This is a genomic window from Methylobacterium sp. E-045 (assembly GCF_022829685.1).
GTDB lineage: Bacteria > Pseudomonadota > Alphaproteobacteria > Rhizobiales > Beijerinckiaceae > Methylobacterium.
The window spans coordinates 149,070-161,660 of record NZ_JAKSYE010000125.1 but is presented as its reverse complement, the minus strand read 5'-3'; the positions used below and the strand labels follow the sequence as shown (position 1 = coordinate 161,660).

Sequence of the window (12,591 nt, the reverse complement as noted above, 5' to 3'; positions counted from 1 at the left end):
GGCCGTCGCGTCTGACAATTCAGATGGAAGCCGGGGAGGACTTTTTCAAGAATTCTCCCCGGACCGTTTCGGCGGCTAAACCACGGCCGCCCTTCGACGCCCTCAGGCGCTGACGCTCGCCGGAACGTCCTTGTTGCGGTCGCCGTGGATGTAGAGGGGGCGCGACTTGCCCTCCACCACTTCCGGACCGATCACCACCTGCTCCACCGATTCGAGGCCGGGCAGGTCGTACATCGTCTCGAGCAATATCGTCTCGAGGATCGAACGCAGGCCACGGGCACCGGTCTTCCGCTCGATGGCCTTGCGGGCCACCATGGAGAGCGCCTCGTCCTGGAAGGTGAGGTCGACATTCTCCATCTCGAACAGGCGCTGGTACTGCTTGACGAGCGCGTTCTTCGGCTCCTGCAGGATGCGCTTGAGGGCGGTCTCGTCGAGGTCCTCCAGCGTCGCCAGCACGGGCAGACGGCCGACGAATTCCGGGATCAGGCCGAACTTCAGCAGATCCTCGGGCTCGACATTGCGGAAGATCTCACCGGTGCGGCGGTCGTCCGGTGCCTGAACGGTGGCGCCGAAGCCGATCGAGGTGCCCTTGCCGCGCGCCGAGATGATCCGCTCCAGCCCGGCGAACGCGCCGCCGCAGATGAAGAGGATGTTGGTGGTGTCCACCTGCAGGAATTCCTGCTGCGGGTGCTTGCGGCCGCCCTGCGGCGGCACGGAGGCGACGGTGCCTTCCATGATCTTCAGGAGGGCCTGCTGCACGCCTTCGCCCGACACGTCGCGGGTGATCGAGGGGTTGTCGGACTTGCGCGAGATCTTGTCGATCTCGTCGATGTAGACGATGCCGCGCTGCGCCCGCTCGACGTTGTAATCCGACGCCTGGAGCAGCTTGAGGATGATGTTCTCGACGTCCTCGCCGACATAGCCGGCCTCGGTCAGCGTCGTCGCGTCGGCCATGGTGAAGGGGACGTCGAGGATGCGGGCGAGGGTCTGCGCGAGCAGGGTCTTGCCCGAACCGGTCGGCCCGATCAGCATGATGTTGGACTTCGCCAGCTCGACGTCGTTGTGCTTCGAGGCGTGGGCGAGGCGCTTGTAATGGTTGTGGACCGCGACGGAGAGAACCTTCTTCGCGAAATCCTGGCCGATGACGTAATCGTCCAGAACGCGGCGGATCTCCTTCGGCGTGGGCACGCCGTCGCGCGATTTCACCAGGGAGGACTTCGATTCCTCGCGGATGATGTCCATGCACAGTTCGACACACTCGTCGCAGATGAACACCGTCGGGCCCGCGATCAGCTTGCGGACCTCGTGCTGGCTCTTGCCGCAAAACGAGCAGTACAGCGTGCTCTTCGAGTCGTTGCCGCCAGTCTTGCTCATGTCGGTCTCCGTTCGCGGGTGCGACGCCAGCCCCGGGGCGCACGCGCATCTTTTAGATCTAAGGGCGCCCGCCTAAAGAAACAGTCACCTGCGCGCTTTCTGCCGGTAGGTCAGACTCGCGATGCAAGCATGCTGCCGCGACGGGATCAAGGCAAAGCCGCACATACGGCCCGCCTCTTAAGGACGCGCCGGGGCCGCCAGGCGGCCACGGCGCGGTCGGGATCAGGCGGCGGCCGGCTCGGGACGCTTCTGGATCACTTCGTCGATCAGGCCGAATTCCTTGGCCGCGTCGGCGGTCATGAAATTGTCGCGCTCGAGGGCCTGGACGATGGTGTCGTAGTCGCGCCCGGTATGCTTCACGTAGATCTCATTGAGGCGCTTCTTCAGCGCTTCGATCTCGCGGGCATGGATCAGGATGTCCGTCGCCTGGCCCTGGAATCCGCCGGAGGGCTGGTGGACCATGATGCGGGCGTTCGGCAGGGCGAAACGGTGGCCGGGCTCGCCGGCGGTGAGCAGCAGCGATCCCATCGAGGCGGCCTGGCCGACGCAGAGGGTCGTCACCGGGCAGCGGATGAACTGCATCGTGTCGTAGATCGACAGGCCCGAGGTCACCACGCCGCCGGGCGAGTTGATGTAGAAGGAGATCTCCTTCTTCGGGTTCTCGGCTTCGAGGAACAGCAGCTGCGCCACGATCAGCGAGGCGCCGTAATCCTCCACCGGGCCGGTGAGGAAGATGATCCGCTCACGCAGCAGGCGGGAATAGATGTCGAACGCGCGCTCGCCGCGGCTCGACTGCTCGACCACCATGGGAACGAGTGCGCTGTTATAATAGTCGACCGGATCTCTCATCATTCTCGTGCCCCAGGCTTCAAGGGGTCCGGCCGCGCGAATCGCGCGCGGGCCGGACGTGTCAGCGAACTACGGCGGCGGTGAACGCCGCCTTTACATCCAAGCCCGCCGCCCTTTTGGGAGCCTCGAGCTCAGTCGGCCTTGGCGACGGCCGGCAGATCGTCGCCCGAAGGAGCCTGGGATTCATCCGCCTTCGACTCCGTCGATTCGGCGCTGGCCGCATCGGCATCCTCGTCGGCGAACAAAGCGTCCTTCGAGACGGGCTCTTCGACCAGCTTCACCTGGGCGAGGACATGGTCGACGACCTTCTCCTCGAACAGGGGTGCGCGAAGCTCGGCCAGGGCCTGTGCGTTCTTCCGGTAGAAGTCCCAGACCTGCTGCTCCTGCCCGGGATATTGCCGGACACGGGCGATCAGGGCCTGGTTCACCTCGTCGTCGCTGACCTTGATATCGGCGGTCTCGCCCACCTGCGCAAGCACCAAGCCGAGACGGACGCGGCGCTCGGCGATCTTGCGGTACTCGGCCGTGGCCTTTTCCTCGGTGGTTCCCTCGTCCTCGAAGGTCTTGCCGCGGGTCTTCAGGTCCTGCTCGACCTGGGCCCAGACGGCGGCGAATTCCTGGTGGACGAGGCTCGGGGGCAGATCGAAGGCGTACTTGCCGTCGAGGGCGTCGAGGAGCTCCTTCTTGAGCTTGCGGCGCGACTGGGCCTCGAAATCGCCGCCGAGGGCGCCGGCGACGGCCTCCTTCAGCTTCTCCAGCGAGTCCATGCCGAAGCCCTTGGCGAGCTCGTCGTCGATCTTGGTCTCGCCCGGAGCCTGGATCGCCGTGACGGTCACGTCGAACTCGGCGTCCTTGCCGGCGAGGTGCTCGGCACCGTAGGCCTCGGGGAAGGTCGACTTCACCACCAGGGACTGGCCGACCTTGGCGCCGACCAGCTGGTCCTCGAAGCCGGGGATGAACGAGCCCGAACCGAGCTCCAGATCGACACCCTCGCCCTTGCCGCCGTCGAACTCGACGCCGTCGATCTTGCCGACGAAGTCGATGGTGACGCGGTCGCCGGTGGCGGCCTCGGCGCCCTCGTCCTTCGGGGTGAAGGCGCGGTTGGAGGAGGCCATGCGGTTGATCGCCTCGTCGACTTCCTCGTCGCTGGGCTTGGCGACCTGCTTCGTCAGGGTGACGTCGGACAGGTCGGCGAGCTCGAAGCTCGGCAGCACTTCGAGGGCGACGTTGAAGGAGACGTCGTCCTTGGCGGACAGCGCGCGGTCGACGATCGAGGCCTCGCCGGGGAATTCGATCTTCGGCTCGAGGGCGAGCTTGAGGTTGTTGTCGGTGACGATCTTCTGGTTCGCCTCGTTCACCGCGTTCTGCAGCACGTCGGCCATCACCGAGCGGCCGTAGAGCTTGCGCAGATGGGCCACCGGCACCTTGCCGGGGCGGAAGCCCTTGATCTGGGCCTTGTCCTTGAGGGTGGACAGCTCGGTCGTCAGGCGCTCTTCGAGCTCCTTGGCGGCCAGAAGCACCTGGAACTCGCGCTTCAGACCCTGGGAGAGTGTCTCGGTCACCTGCATCGTCGTCTTCCCGCTGTCGTCCGTGTGATCGGTCAAAAAATCTCGAATGGCGCCGCCGACGAGGGCGTGACACCACAGACGGCGTTTGACGAAGCGCGCCCGACCGGAGGCCGACTCCGAGCGGCAGAGCGGGCCGGCCATCGCTGTGAGCCAATCCGTTCCCGACGGCGGAGGCTGGTGCGGGCGGAGGGGCTCGAACCCCCACGTCTTGCGACACTGGAACCTAAATCCAGCGCGTCTACCAGTTCCGCCACGCCCGCAAGCGCCAACGCCCGGCGCGCCTTTTCAGCCGCCAGAGCGCGGTCCTATAGCATGCGGGCGCAAGTCCGCAGCAAAAAAATAAGGCGTCGCCCATCGGGCGCGCAGCGGCGGTTGGCGCCGCGCCGGACCGCCGTCTACAAGCATGCCGCGGGGCGGATGCGCCCGCCCGCCCGTCGATCCCCGTCCGAGGTGACATGCCGAGTTCCGACCCGAAGAATGGCCGTTCCCCGTCCGAGACAGGCGGTCTGTCCCGCCGTTCCCTGATCGGCCGGGCGGCGGCCCTCGGCCTTGCCGGACCGGCCCTCATACCGCGCGCCGCGGCGCAGACGGGATCGGGCAAGGCCGTCCCCAAACCGGCGCCCGCGCCGGCCAGGCCAGCCGAATCGTTGGCGGAACCGCGCCTGCTCGTCGCCGGGCTGGGGACGAACCGGTTGAAGCCGGAGCCCGCGGCCGAGACGCCGGTCTGGAGCTTCGACGGCACGGCGAGCCTCCCCGTCATCCGGACGAAGCTCGGCGAGACCGTCCGCCTGCGCGTCGAGAATAAGACAGACAAGCCGCTCTCCCTGCACTGGCACGGGGTGCGAAACCAGAACGCCATGGACGGCGTCGGCGGCGTCACCCAGCCGCCGATCGCGCCGGGGGCGGACTTCACCTATTCCTTCGTCCCGCCGGATGCCGGCACGTTCCTGATCCGGCCCCTCGTGGTGGGCGGGTCGAGCGAACCCTCCGGGCGCGGCCTTGCCGGCGCCTTGATCGTCGGGGAGACCGCGCCGCCCTCCCTCGACCAGGATCTCGCGCTGCTGATGCAGGATTGGCGGCTGGAGGAGAACGGCGCTCTGATGCCGTTCGGCCAGGCCGCCTTCGCCGCCGCCTCCGGGCGCCTCGGCAACCTCGTCACCATCAACGGCAAGCCGGTGCCGGAGGCGATCGAGGTCCGTCCCGGATCGCGCATCCGCCTGCGCCTCGGCAATGTCTGCAACGCCCGCGGAACCCGCATCCGGTTCGAGGGCGCCAAGGTCTACGTGGTGGCGGTGGACGGGCAGCCCACCGACACGTTCGAGCCCCTGCGCGCGACGCTGCCCTTCCCCCCCGGCACCCGCTACGACCTCATGCTCGACATGCCGGCGGAGGCCGGCGCCAGCGTCACGGTCAACGCCCTCATCGGCAACGGCCTCGTCCTGGCGACGCTCGCCGCCAAGGGCCAGCCGGTGACGGAAAAGCGTCCGCCGATCGCGCCGGTGGGCGAGAACAAGCTCCTGCCCGCGGAGGTTAAGCTCCAGAACGCCGTCCGCCGCGACATCGCGATCACCGGCGGCGCCAAGCTCGACAAGGACAAGCCCAGCGCCGAGCCGGCCTATTCCGGCGATCCGAACCGGATCTGGGCCATCAACGGCATCACGGGCGCCTCCGGCGTCGCTCCCTCCTTCACGGTGAAGCGCGGCCAGGTGGTGGTCCTCGCGATCCGGAACGACACCGCCTTCCCGCAGGCCCTGCACGTCCACGGCCACGCCTTCCGGCTGCTCCACCCCCTGGACGACGGCTGGGAGCCCTATTGGCTCGACACGTTCCAGCTGCTCGAGGGGCGCACGGCGCGGATCGCCTTCAAGGCGGACAATCCGGGCCGCTGGGTCATCGGCTCCACGGTGCTGGAGCGGTTCGACACCGGATTGTGGACGAGCTTCGAGGTGACGTGAGGGACGGCGGCCTCCCACCCCGACCGGCGCGGGCCCGCCACCGACGCCGGCCTGCCGCGAGCCTGTTGGAGTGGTGTTCCGGAGGCTTCACCTCGGGTCGGGGAGGTCGGATCGGACGATCGAAGCCGGCACGAGCCTTCCCCGAGACGTCCGATCCGCCAGCCCATCAGGCACCGAACACGAACAGCTCGCTTTGAACGGCGCGGACATCGTCCACGCCCACGTCGTGCAGGATGATCTTGTTGCCGGTCTCCACGCCCGCGAAGGTCACCAGCGTATCGTGGCCGCCATTGAACGAGCGGAGCTGGACATCGCCGGCACCGGGAGCATCGATGACGATGTGATCGGCATTCAGGTCCAGGCCATAGATCTTGTCGCGGCCGAAACTGTTCCCGAAGTGGAAGCTGTCGGCCCCCGTGCCGCCGAAGAGCTTGTCGCCGCCGCGTCCGCCGTCGATCGTATCCCCGCCCTTGCCGGCCCTGATCGTATCGGTGCCCGACGTGCCGTCGATCTCCACGGCGTGGCCCATGGTCGATTGCGAGACGATTTTGGTCCCGGCCAGCACGTCCGTCATGTCGAGATGGGTGTCGTTGCGGACATACACGGTCTCGATACCCGTGAACCTCGTCTCGGTGAGGCTGACGGTGCCGCCGCCCAACACGATGAGGGCATCCTTGCCCTCGCCGCCGTCGATGTAGTTCGGCGTCGCAGACACGATGAGCCGGTCGTCACCGCCTCGCCCGGCGATGTCGTCCTCGCCGCCATTGCCGCGAAGGCTGTTGTTGCCGTCGTCTCCGACCAGAGAATCGTCGAAGGCACTCCCGATCAGGTTCTCGATGCCATAGAGTTGGTCGCCGCTGGCATCGCCTTCGTAGCCCATCTGTGCTTCGAGACTGGCGTAGACCCTGCCGGTGGCATGCTCGTAGCTCGCCGTGTCGATCCCCAGGCCGCCGTCGATCGTATCGCCGCCCGCGCCGCCTTCCAGCACGTCGTTTCCACGTCCCCCCTTCAGGGTATCGGCGTCGGAACCGGACCGCAGGATATCGCCGAAATCACCACCCCCCAGATAGACCGCGGCCGTGTTGTCCGACATATCGGCCGAGACCGAGTATTCGGTGCCGGTGATCGGGTATCCGGGAAACCCGCCGTCGTCCCGGTTCGCATCGACGAAATACGCTCCACCATTGCTCAGGTCCGGATCGTTGTTGAAGATAAATCGATCGAGGTACTCAGGGCCGAAAGCGTGGACGATGTTCGTGCCGCTCGAATAGGTAGACCCGTCCTGGCTCAGCGTGACTGTGTCGAGGCTGTTGTAATTGCCGTTATAGGTGAAGGAAAAGGCAGGCATAGAGACGTTCCGACCGGAGAGAGTGCAACCTCCGGGTTCTAACGTCGGACTCATTGATAAATATTGAAGTCCACATGGTCGCTCTCGGAGGTGGGACAGCTCCGATCCGCTGCGATCCGGCCGAGCCGGATCACCCACCGCGCGTCGCGGAAGGCGACCGGTCGGCCGTCACCGCAGGCTGGCGAGAACCCTCGGCATCAGGTCCGGCAGATCGTCGGCGATGAGCCCCGGCCCATGGCGCAACCCGGCATCGCCATGGAGCCAGACCGCCGCGCAGGCGGCCTCGAACGGCGGCATGCCCTGCGCCAGCAGACCGGCGACGAGGCCCGCGAGGACATCGCCGGACCCGGCGGTGCCGAGATAGGGCGTGGCGTGGTCGTTGATGGCGGCGCGTCCGTCGGGGGCGGCGACGATGGTATCGGCACCCTTCAGCACCACCACCGCCCCGACGATGGACGCCGCCTTGCATGCCCGGTGGAGCTTACTCGCCTCAGGGTGGACGGCGTCCGTGCCGGCGAAGAGGCGGCCGAACTCTCCGGCATGCGGGGTCAGCACCGCCTGGCCCCCGCCCTCCGCGATGAGGCCGGCCAATCGGTCGGCCTCGCCCTTGAAGCTCGTGAGCGCGTCGGCGTCGAGGACGAGGCTTCGCCCGACCCCCGCCGCCACGGCGACGCGCTCCCGCGTCCCCTCGCCGCTCCCGAGACCCGGGCCGGCGAGGATCACGTTGAGGCGCTCGTCCACGAGGAGATCGTCGAGGTCGTCGGCGGTCTCGCACGGCGTCAGCATGATCGCGGTGAGATGCGCGGCATTCTCCGCCATGGCGGCGGCGGGGGAGGCCACGGTGACGAGGCCGGCACCGACCCGCAGGGCCGCCCGCGCGGCGAGGCGGATCGCCCCGGTCTTGAAGGCGGGGCCGGACAGGGCGAGGACATGGCCCCTCGTGTATTTGTGGCTGACGGCGTCGAGCCTCGGGACATCGCCGCCCCAGAGGTCGGGCCCGTTGCGCCAGACCATCGGCGTGCCGGTCAGCCCCTCTTCGAGGGCGCCGTCGCCGATGCCGAGATCGGCGACATGGAGATGGCCGCAATGGTCGCGGCCCGGCTGCAGCAGGTGGCCGGGCTTCAGCGCGACGAAGGTCACCGTCTCCCGCGCCCTCAGGGCGGCCCCGCGCACGGCTCCGGTATCGCCGTCGATCCCGCTCGGAACGTCGACGGCGAGGACGGGGACGCCCGACGCCGCGACCCGCTCGATCAACATCTTCGCAGCGCCGTCGAGGTCGCGGGACAGGCCCGCCCCGAACAGGGCGTCGATGACGAGGGCGGCGCCGGCCAGGTCGGCCTCGGACACGGCCGCTTCGGACAGGACGAGCCCCTGCCAGTCCGCCGCCGCCAGGGCGGCATCGCCGGTCAGGCTCTCCACCGGCACGGTGCAGACGAGGTCGACGGCATGGCCGTTCCGTTCGAGGAGGCGGGCGGCGACGAAACCGTCGCCGCCGTTATTGCCCGGCCCACACAGGACGAGGATACGCGAGGACGCGGGCACCATCGCGGCGGCCCTGGCGGCTACGGCGGCGCCCGCCCGGCGCATGAGTTCGATCCCCGGAACGCCCGCCGCTATGGCAGCTTCATCCATTCTCCGCATCGCTGCGACGGTGATGAGACGGTGTGGGGGCATTGCGAACCTTCGCCTTGTCTCGTGTGACCATGCCTGCGCACCGCTCATGACGCGCCACTCATTCAGGCGTAAAGCGGTCAGGGCTGAAACGATTTGCATTTAATGCCTACCGAATAGGCAATTTAACGTCCGTCTCGGGGAAAACGGCGTGGCGAAGGCCGTGCCGCGATGGTAGGACAAGGACCCGGAGCAGCATTCAGGTCAGGCCCGTTCGGCATGAAGAAGATCGAAGCGATCATCAAGCCATTCAAGCTGGACGAGGTGAAGGAAGCCCTTCAGGAGGTCGGCCTTCAGGGCATCACCGTGATCGAAGCCAAGGGTTTCGGCCGGCAGAAGGGCCATACCGAACTCTATCGCGGCGCCGAGTACGTGGTCGACTTCCTGCCCAAGGTGAAGCTCGAGATCGTCCTGTCCGACGCCCTGGTGGAGGGCGCCGTCGAAGCCATCCGCAAGTCGGCCCAGACCGGGCGCATCGGCGACGGCAAGATCTTCGTGTCGACAATCGAGGAAGCCATCCGCATCCGCACCGGCGAGACCGGCACCGACGCCATCTGACGCGGCGCGGGTCGAGCGGCGCGACGGGATCAGAAGGCACCGACCTGTCACGATCCGGCCGCGCACGCTCTAGCCTCGCGTCGCCCCAGAAGCTAAGTCCCTCCGCGCACGCCCCTTCCCAATCCGCGGCACGCCACCGCGTGGCGCGGCAAAACCACGGCCGAAACAGGCCGAGCCTCGAAGGAGACACAGGGATGGCAAAGACCGCCGATCAGGTCCTCAAGGACATCAAGGACAACGACGTCAAGTACGTCGATTTCCGCTTCACCGATCCCCGGGGCAAGTGGCAGCACGTCACGTTCGACGTGTCCCTCGTCGATGAGGACATCTTCGCCGAAGGCACGATGTTCGACGGCTCGTCGATCGCCGGCTGGAAGGCGATCAACGAATCCGACATGCTGCTGATGCCCGACCCGGCGACCGCCTGCATGGACCCGTTCTTCTCGGCCTCCACCATGTCGATCGTCTGCGACGTGCTCGAGCCCTCGTCCGGCCTGCCGTATTCGCGCGACCCGCGCAGCACCGCCAAGCTCGCCGAGGCCTTCCTCAAGTCCACCGGCATCGGCGACACGATCTATGTCGGCCCCGAGGCCGAGTTCTTCGTGTTCGACGACGTGAAGTTCGGCGCCGACCCGTACCATACCGGCTTCCAGCTCGATTCGGTGGAACTGCCCACCAACGGCTTCACCGATTACGAGGGCGGCAACCTCGGCCACCGCGTGGCCACCAAGGGCGGCTACTTCCCCGTGCCGCCGCAGGATTCGGCGCAGGACATGCGCGGCGAGATGCTGGCGGCCATGCAGTCCATGGGAGTCAAGGTCGAGAAGCACCACCACGAGGTGGCGTCCGCCCAGCACGAGCTCGGCATGAAGTTCGACACGTTGACCCTCCTCGCCGACCACATGCAGATCTACAAATACGCGATCCACAACGTGGCCCAGAGCTACGGCAAGACCGCGACCTTCATGCCAAAGCCCGTCTACGGCGACAACGGATCGGGCATGCACGTGCACCAGTCGATCTGGAAGGACGGCAAGCCGATCTTCGCCGGCGACAAGTACGCCGACCTCAGCCAGGAATGCCTCTGGTACATCGGCGGCATCATCAAGCACGCCAAGGCGCTCAACGCCTTCACCAACCCGTCCACCAACTCCTACAAGCGCCTGGTGCCCGGCTACGAGGCCCCCGTGCTGCTGGCCTACTCGGCCCGCAACCGTTCGGCCTCCTGTCGCATCCCGTGGACGACGAACCCGAAGGCCAAGCGCGTCGAGGTCCGCTTCCCCGACCCGATGGCGAACCCCTACCTCGCCTTCTCGGCCCTGCTGATGGCCGGCCTCGACGGCATCATCAACAAGATCGATCCGGGCCCGGCCATGGACAAGGATCTCTACGACCTGCCCCCGCGCGAGCTGAAGAAGATCCCCACCGTGTGCGGCAGCCTGCGTGAGGCGCTGACCAACCTCGACCGCGACCGCGCCTTCCTCAAGGCCGGCGGCGTGTTCTCGGACGACCAGATCGACTCCTTCATCGAACTGAAGATGACGGAAGTGATGCGCTACGAGATGACCCCGCATCCGGTCGAGTTCACGATGTACTACTCGCTCTGAGAGCGAGCCGGCCGGGCGGGCTCGCCCGGCCTTTCGGACGATGCGCGACGCCGGGGCCTCGAAGGGGGCTCCGGCGTTTCGCGTTTCAGTCGCTGAAAGTCTATTTCATCGGATTTCTCAGCGGACTCTCATGACAGAGTCGATCAGACGAAAACGTACGGTGTCGGCGTGGGTATTGCTCAGGATGCGAATCCCACCCGAGGCGACCGCATCATCACTGCATATCCGCGCAACGACGGAGATTGACATGCGAGCGTCCCCGGAATTTCTGACCTTTGCACGCTGGTACATACAGGACATCGATCGCATCGCGCCGACGCTTGAGGAGATGTACGACTTCGGTCTCAGACGTTTTCAAGGCGAGGAGCGCGTCCGGCTGCGGCAGTTCATCGACCGCGCCCTCCGCGAGGCGTCCGACGAGACGTTGAAGGGATTGTGGAAGGAGACGGACGCCGACATCTACTTCCCCACCGCGCAGGACCTGCGCGCATTCCTGACCGGCGCCCGCGACCGGCTCTGAACGCCGTTTCGTTCGCCCTGCGCGACGCCGATCCAAATCGGCCGCCGATGTTCCCCCAACTGGCGGGCACCACGGGTCCCCTCTCCTGAAAGGAGAGAGAGCGCGTCGCGCCTCATGTCGAACCCCTTTTGGATAGAGCGAGTGGCCCACAAGGGGGAGAGGGATCCAGTCTTCCCGAAAGAACAGAGGTGTGAATCCCCGCAATCAAAAACTCCGCGTCGGCCGGTCGAGGACGCTGCGTCCCATCAGGCTGGCGGCGAGGTCCGTCATGAGAATTGCGGTGCGGCCGCGCTCGTCGAGGAAGGGGTTGAGCTCTACGAGGTCGAGGCTGCGGACGAGGCCGCTGTCGTGCAGCATCTCCATGGCGAGATGCGCCTCGCGGAAGGTCGCCCCGCCCGGAACCGTGGTGCCGACGCCGGGCGCGATGCCGGGGTCGAGGAAATCCACGTCGAGGCTCACATGCAGCCAGCCGCCGGCGGCGGCCACCCGGTCGAGGAACGCCGTCAGCAGGATGCCGATGCCGAACTCGTCGATGGCGCGCATGTCGTGCACGGTGATCCCCGCCTCGCGGATCGTCCGCCGCTCCGCCGGATCGACGCTGCGCAGGCCGATCATGCAGACGTTCTGCGGCTTCACCGGCGCCACGGGCGGCGGCAGGTAGGGGCCGAACCCAGGGAGGCCGATTGCATAGGCCATGGGCACGCCGTGGAGGTTGCCGCTCGTCGTCGTCTCCAGGGTGTGGAGGTCGGGATGGGCGTCGAGCCAGAGCACGTGCAACTCGCGACCCTCCTCGGCCGCCCGCCGGCTCATGCCGGTGATCGAGCCGGCCGAGAGGCTGTGATCGCCGCCGAGGAAGATCGGCAGGCCCTCGCCCCCGGCCCGGTAGGCGGCCTCGCTGAGCGCGGCCGTCCAGCGCGCGAAGGCGGAGAGGCTGGTCACGCTCGGATTGGGATGGGCGAGGGCCTCGCCGGGGGGCGGAGCGATGTTGCCGCGATCCTCCACGACGAGGCCGAGGGCGGCGAGGGCGCCGCCCAAACCGGCCGCCCGGTAGGCGCTCGGACCCATGTCGCAGCCGAGGCGCCTCGTGCCCTCCTGGACCGGCACGCCGATGAGGATGCAGCGTCTCTCGTCCATGGGTCCG

10 protein-coding genes and 1 tRNA gene are annotated in these 12,591 nt (G+C 67.2%); 4 read left to right on the top strand and 7 right to left on the bottom strand.

Annotation, left to right across the window (positions count from 1 at the left end):
- Positions 1–102: 102 nt before the first annotated feature.
- The 4 genes from clpX to MKK51_RS24025 form a co-directional block, all read right to left on the bottom strand.
- Entirely contained in the window at positions 103–1,374 is a 1,272-nt protein-coding gene (gene clpX, locus MKK51_RS24040) for an ATP-dependent Clp protease ATP-binding subunit ClpX (RefSeq protein WP_018044550.1), read from the bottom strand.
- 222 nt (positions 1,375–1,596) lie between these two features.
- Entirely contained in the window at positions 1,597–2,223 is a 627-nt protein-coding gene (locus MKK51_RS24035; protein WP_026176059.1) for an ATP-dependent Clp protease proteolytic subunit, read from the bottom strand.
- Positions 2,224–2,354: 131 nt separating this feature from the next.
- Entirely contained in the window at positions 2,355–3,791 is a 1,437-nt protein-coding gene (gene tig / locus MKK51_RS24030) for a trigger factor (RefSeq protein WP_243982263.1), read from the bottom strand.
- A gap of 175 nt (positions 3,792–3,966) precedes the next feature.
- Positions 3,967–4,051 (bottom strand) — tRNA-Leu (locus MKK51_RS24025).
- A gap of 195 nt (positions 4,052–4,246) precedes the next feature.
- Here MKK51_RS24025 and MKK51_RS24020 point away from each other — a divergent pair.
- On the top strand, positions 4,247–5,746 hold the full coding sequence (locus MKK51_RS24020) for a multicopper oxidase family protein (RefSeq protein WP_243981720.1): 1,500 nt from the start codon (positions 4,247–4,249) through the stop codon (positions 5,744–5,746).
- Positions 5,747–5,912: 166 nt separating this feature from the next.
- Here MKK51_RS24020 and MKK51_RS24015 read toward each other — a convergent pair whose 3' ends face one another.
- Both MKK51_RS24015 and MKK51_RS24010 read right to left on the bottom strand, forming a co-directional pair.
- On the bottom strand, positions 5,913–7,094 hold the full coding sequence (locus tag MKK51_RS24015) for a calcium-binding protein (protein ID WP_243981718.1): 1,182 nt from the start codon (positions 7,092–7,094) through the stop codon (positions 5,913–5,915).
- Between the two features lie 168 nt (positions 7,095–7,262).
- On the bottom strand, positions 7,263–8,768 hold the full coding sequence (locus MKK51_RS24010; RefSeq protein ID WP_243981716.1) for an NAD(P)H-hydrate dehydratase: 1,506 nt from the start codon (positions 8,766–8,768) through the stop codon (positions 7,263–7,265).
- 216 nt (positions 8,769–8,984) lie between these two features.
- Between MKK51_RS24010 and MKK51_RS24005 the strand changes: the two genes are divergently transcribed.
- The 3 genes from MKK51_RS24005 (at position 8,985) to MKK51_RS23995 (ending at position 11,450) form a co-directional block, all read left to right on the top strand.
- Complete coding sequence (locus MKK51_RS24005) at positions 8,985–9,323, top strand: P-II family nitrogen regulator (RefSeq protein WP_003600526.1); 339 nt, start codon at positions 8,985–8,987, stop codon at positions 9,321–9,323.
- Between the two features lie 194 nt (positions 9,324–9,517).
- Positions 9,518–10,930 (top strand): type I glutamate--ammonia ligase, encoded by a 1,413-nt coding sequence (glnA, locus tag MKK51_RS24000; RefSeq protein WP_243981714.1) that lies wholly within the window; start codon positions 9,518–9,520, stop codon positions 10,928–10,930.
- Positions 10,931–11,060: 130 nt separating this feature from the next.
- On the top strand, positions 11,061–11,450 hold the full coding sequence (locus MKK51_RS23995; protein WP_243981712.1) for a hypothetical protein: 390 nt from the start codon (positions 11,061–11,063) through the stop codon (positions 11,448–11,450).
- Positions 11,451–11,654: 204 nt separating this feature from the next.
- Here MKK51_RS23995 and rocF read toward each other — a convergent pair whose 3' ends face one another.
- Entirely contained in the window at positions 11,655–12,584 is a 930-nt protein-coding gene (rocF, locus tag MKK51_RS23990) for an arginase (protein ID WP_243982261.1), read from the bottom strand.
- Positions 12,585–12,591 lie beyond the last annotated feature (7 nt).

Coding starts and splice junctions, on each gene's coding strand:
- clpX (WP_018044550.1), bottom strand. CDS start 1,374: ATGAGCAAGACTGGCGGCAACGACTCGAAGAGCACGCTGTACTGCTCG.
- MKK51_RS24035 (WP_026176059.1), bottom strand. CDS start 2,223: ATGAGAGATCCGGTCGACTATTATAACAGCGCACTCGTTCCCATGGTG.
- tig (WP_243982263.1), bottom strand. CDS start 3,791: ATGCAGGTGACCGAGACACTCTCCCAGGGTCTGAAGCGCGAGTTCCAG.
- MKK51_RS24020 (WP_243981720.1), top strand. CDS start 4,247: ATGCCGAGTTCCGACCCGAAGAATGGCCGTTCCCCGTCCGAGACAGGC.
- MKK51_RS24015 (WP_243981718.1), bottom strand. CDS start 7,094: ATGCCTGCCTTTTCCTTCACCTATAACGGCAATTACAACAGCCTCGAC.
- MKK51_RS24010 (WP_243981716.1), bottom strand. CDS start 8,768: ATGCCCCCACACCGTCTCATCACCGTCGCAGCGATGCGGAGAATGGAT.
- MKK51_RS24005 (WP_003600526.1), top strand. CDS start 8,985: ATGAAGAAGATCGAAGCGATCATCAAGCCATTCAAGCTGGACGAGGTG.
- glnA (WP_243981714.1), top strand. CDS start 9,518: ATGGCAAAGACCGCCGATCAGGTCCTCAAGGACATCAAGGACAACGAC.
- MKK51_RS23995 (WP_243981712.1), top strand. CDS start 11,061: ATGACAGAGTCGATCAGACGAAAACGTACGGTGTCGGCGTGGGTATTG.
- rocF (WP_243982261.1), bottom strand. CDS start 12,584: ATGGACGAGAGACGCTGCATCCTCATCGGCGTGCCGGTCCAGGAGGGC.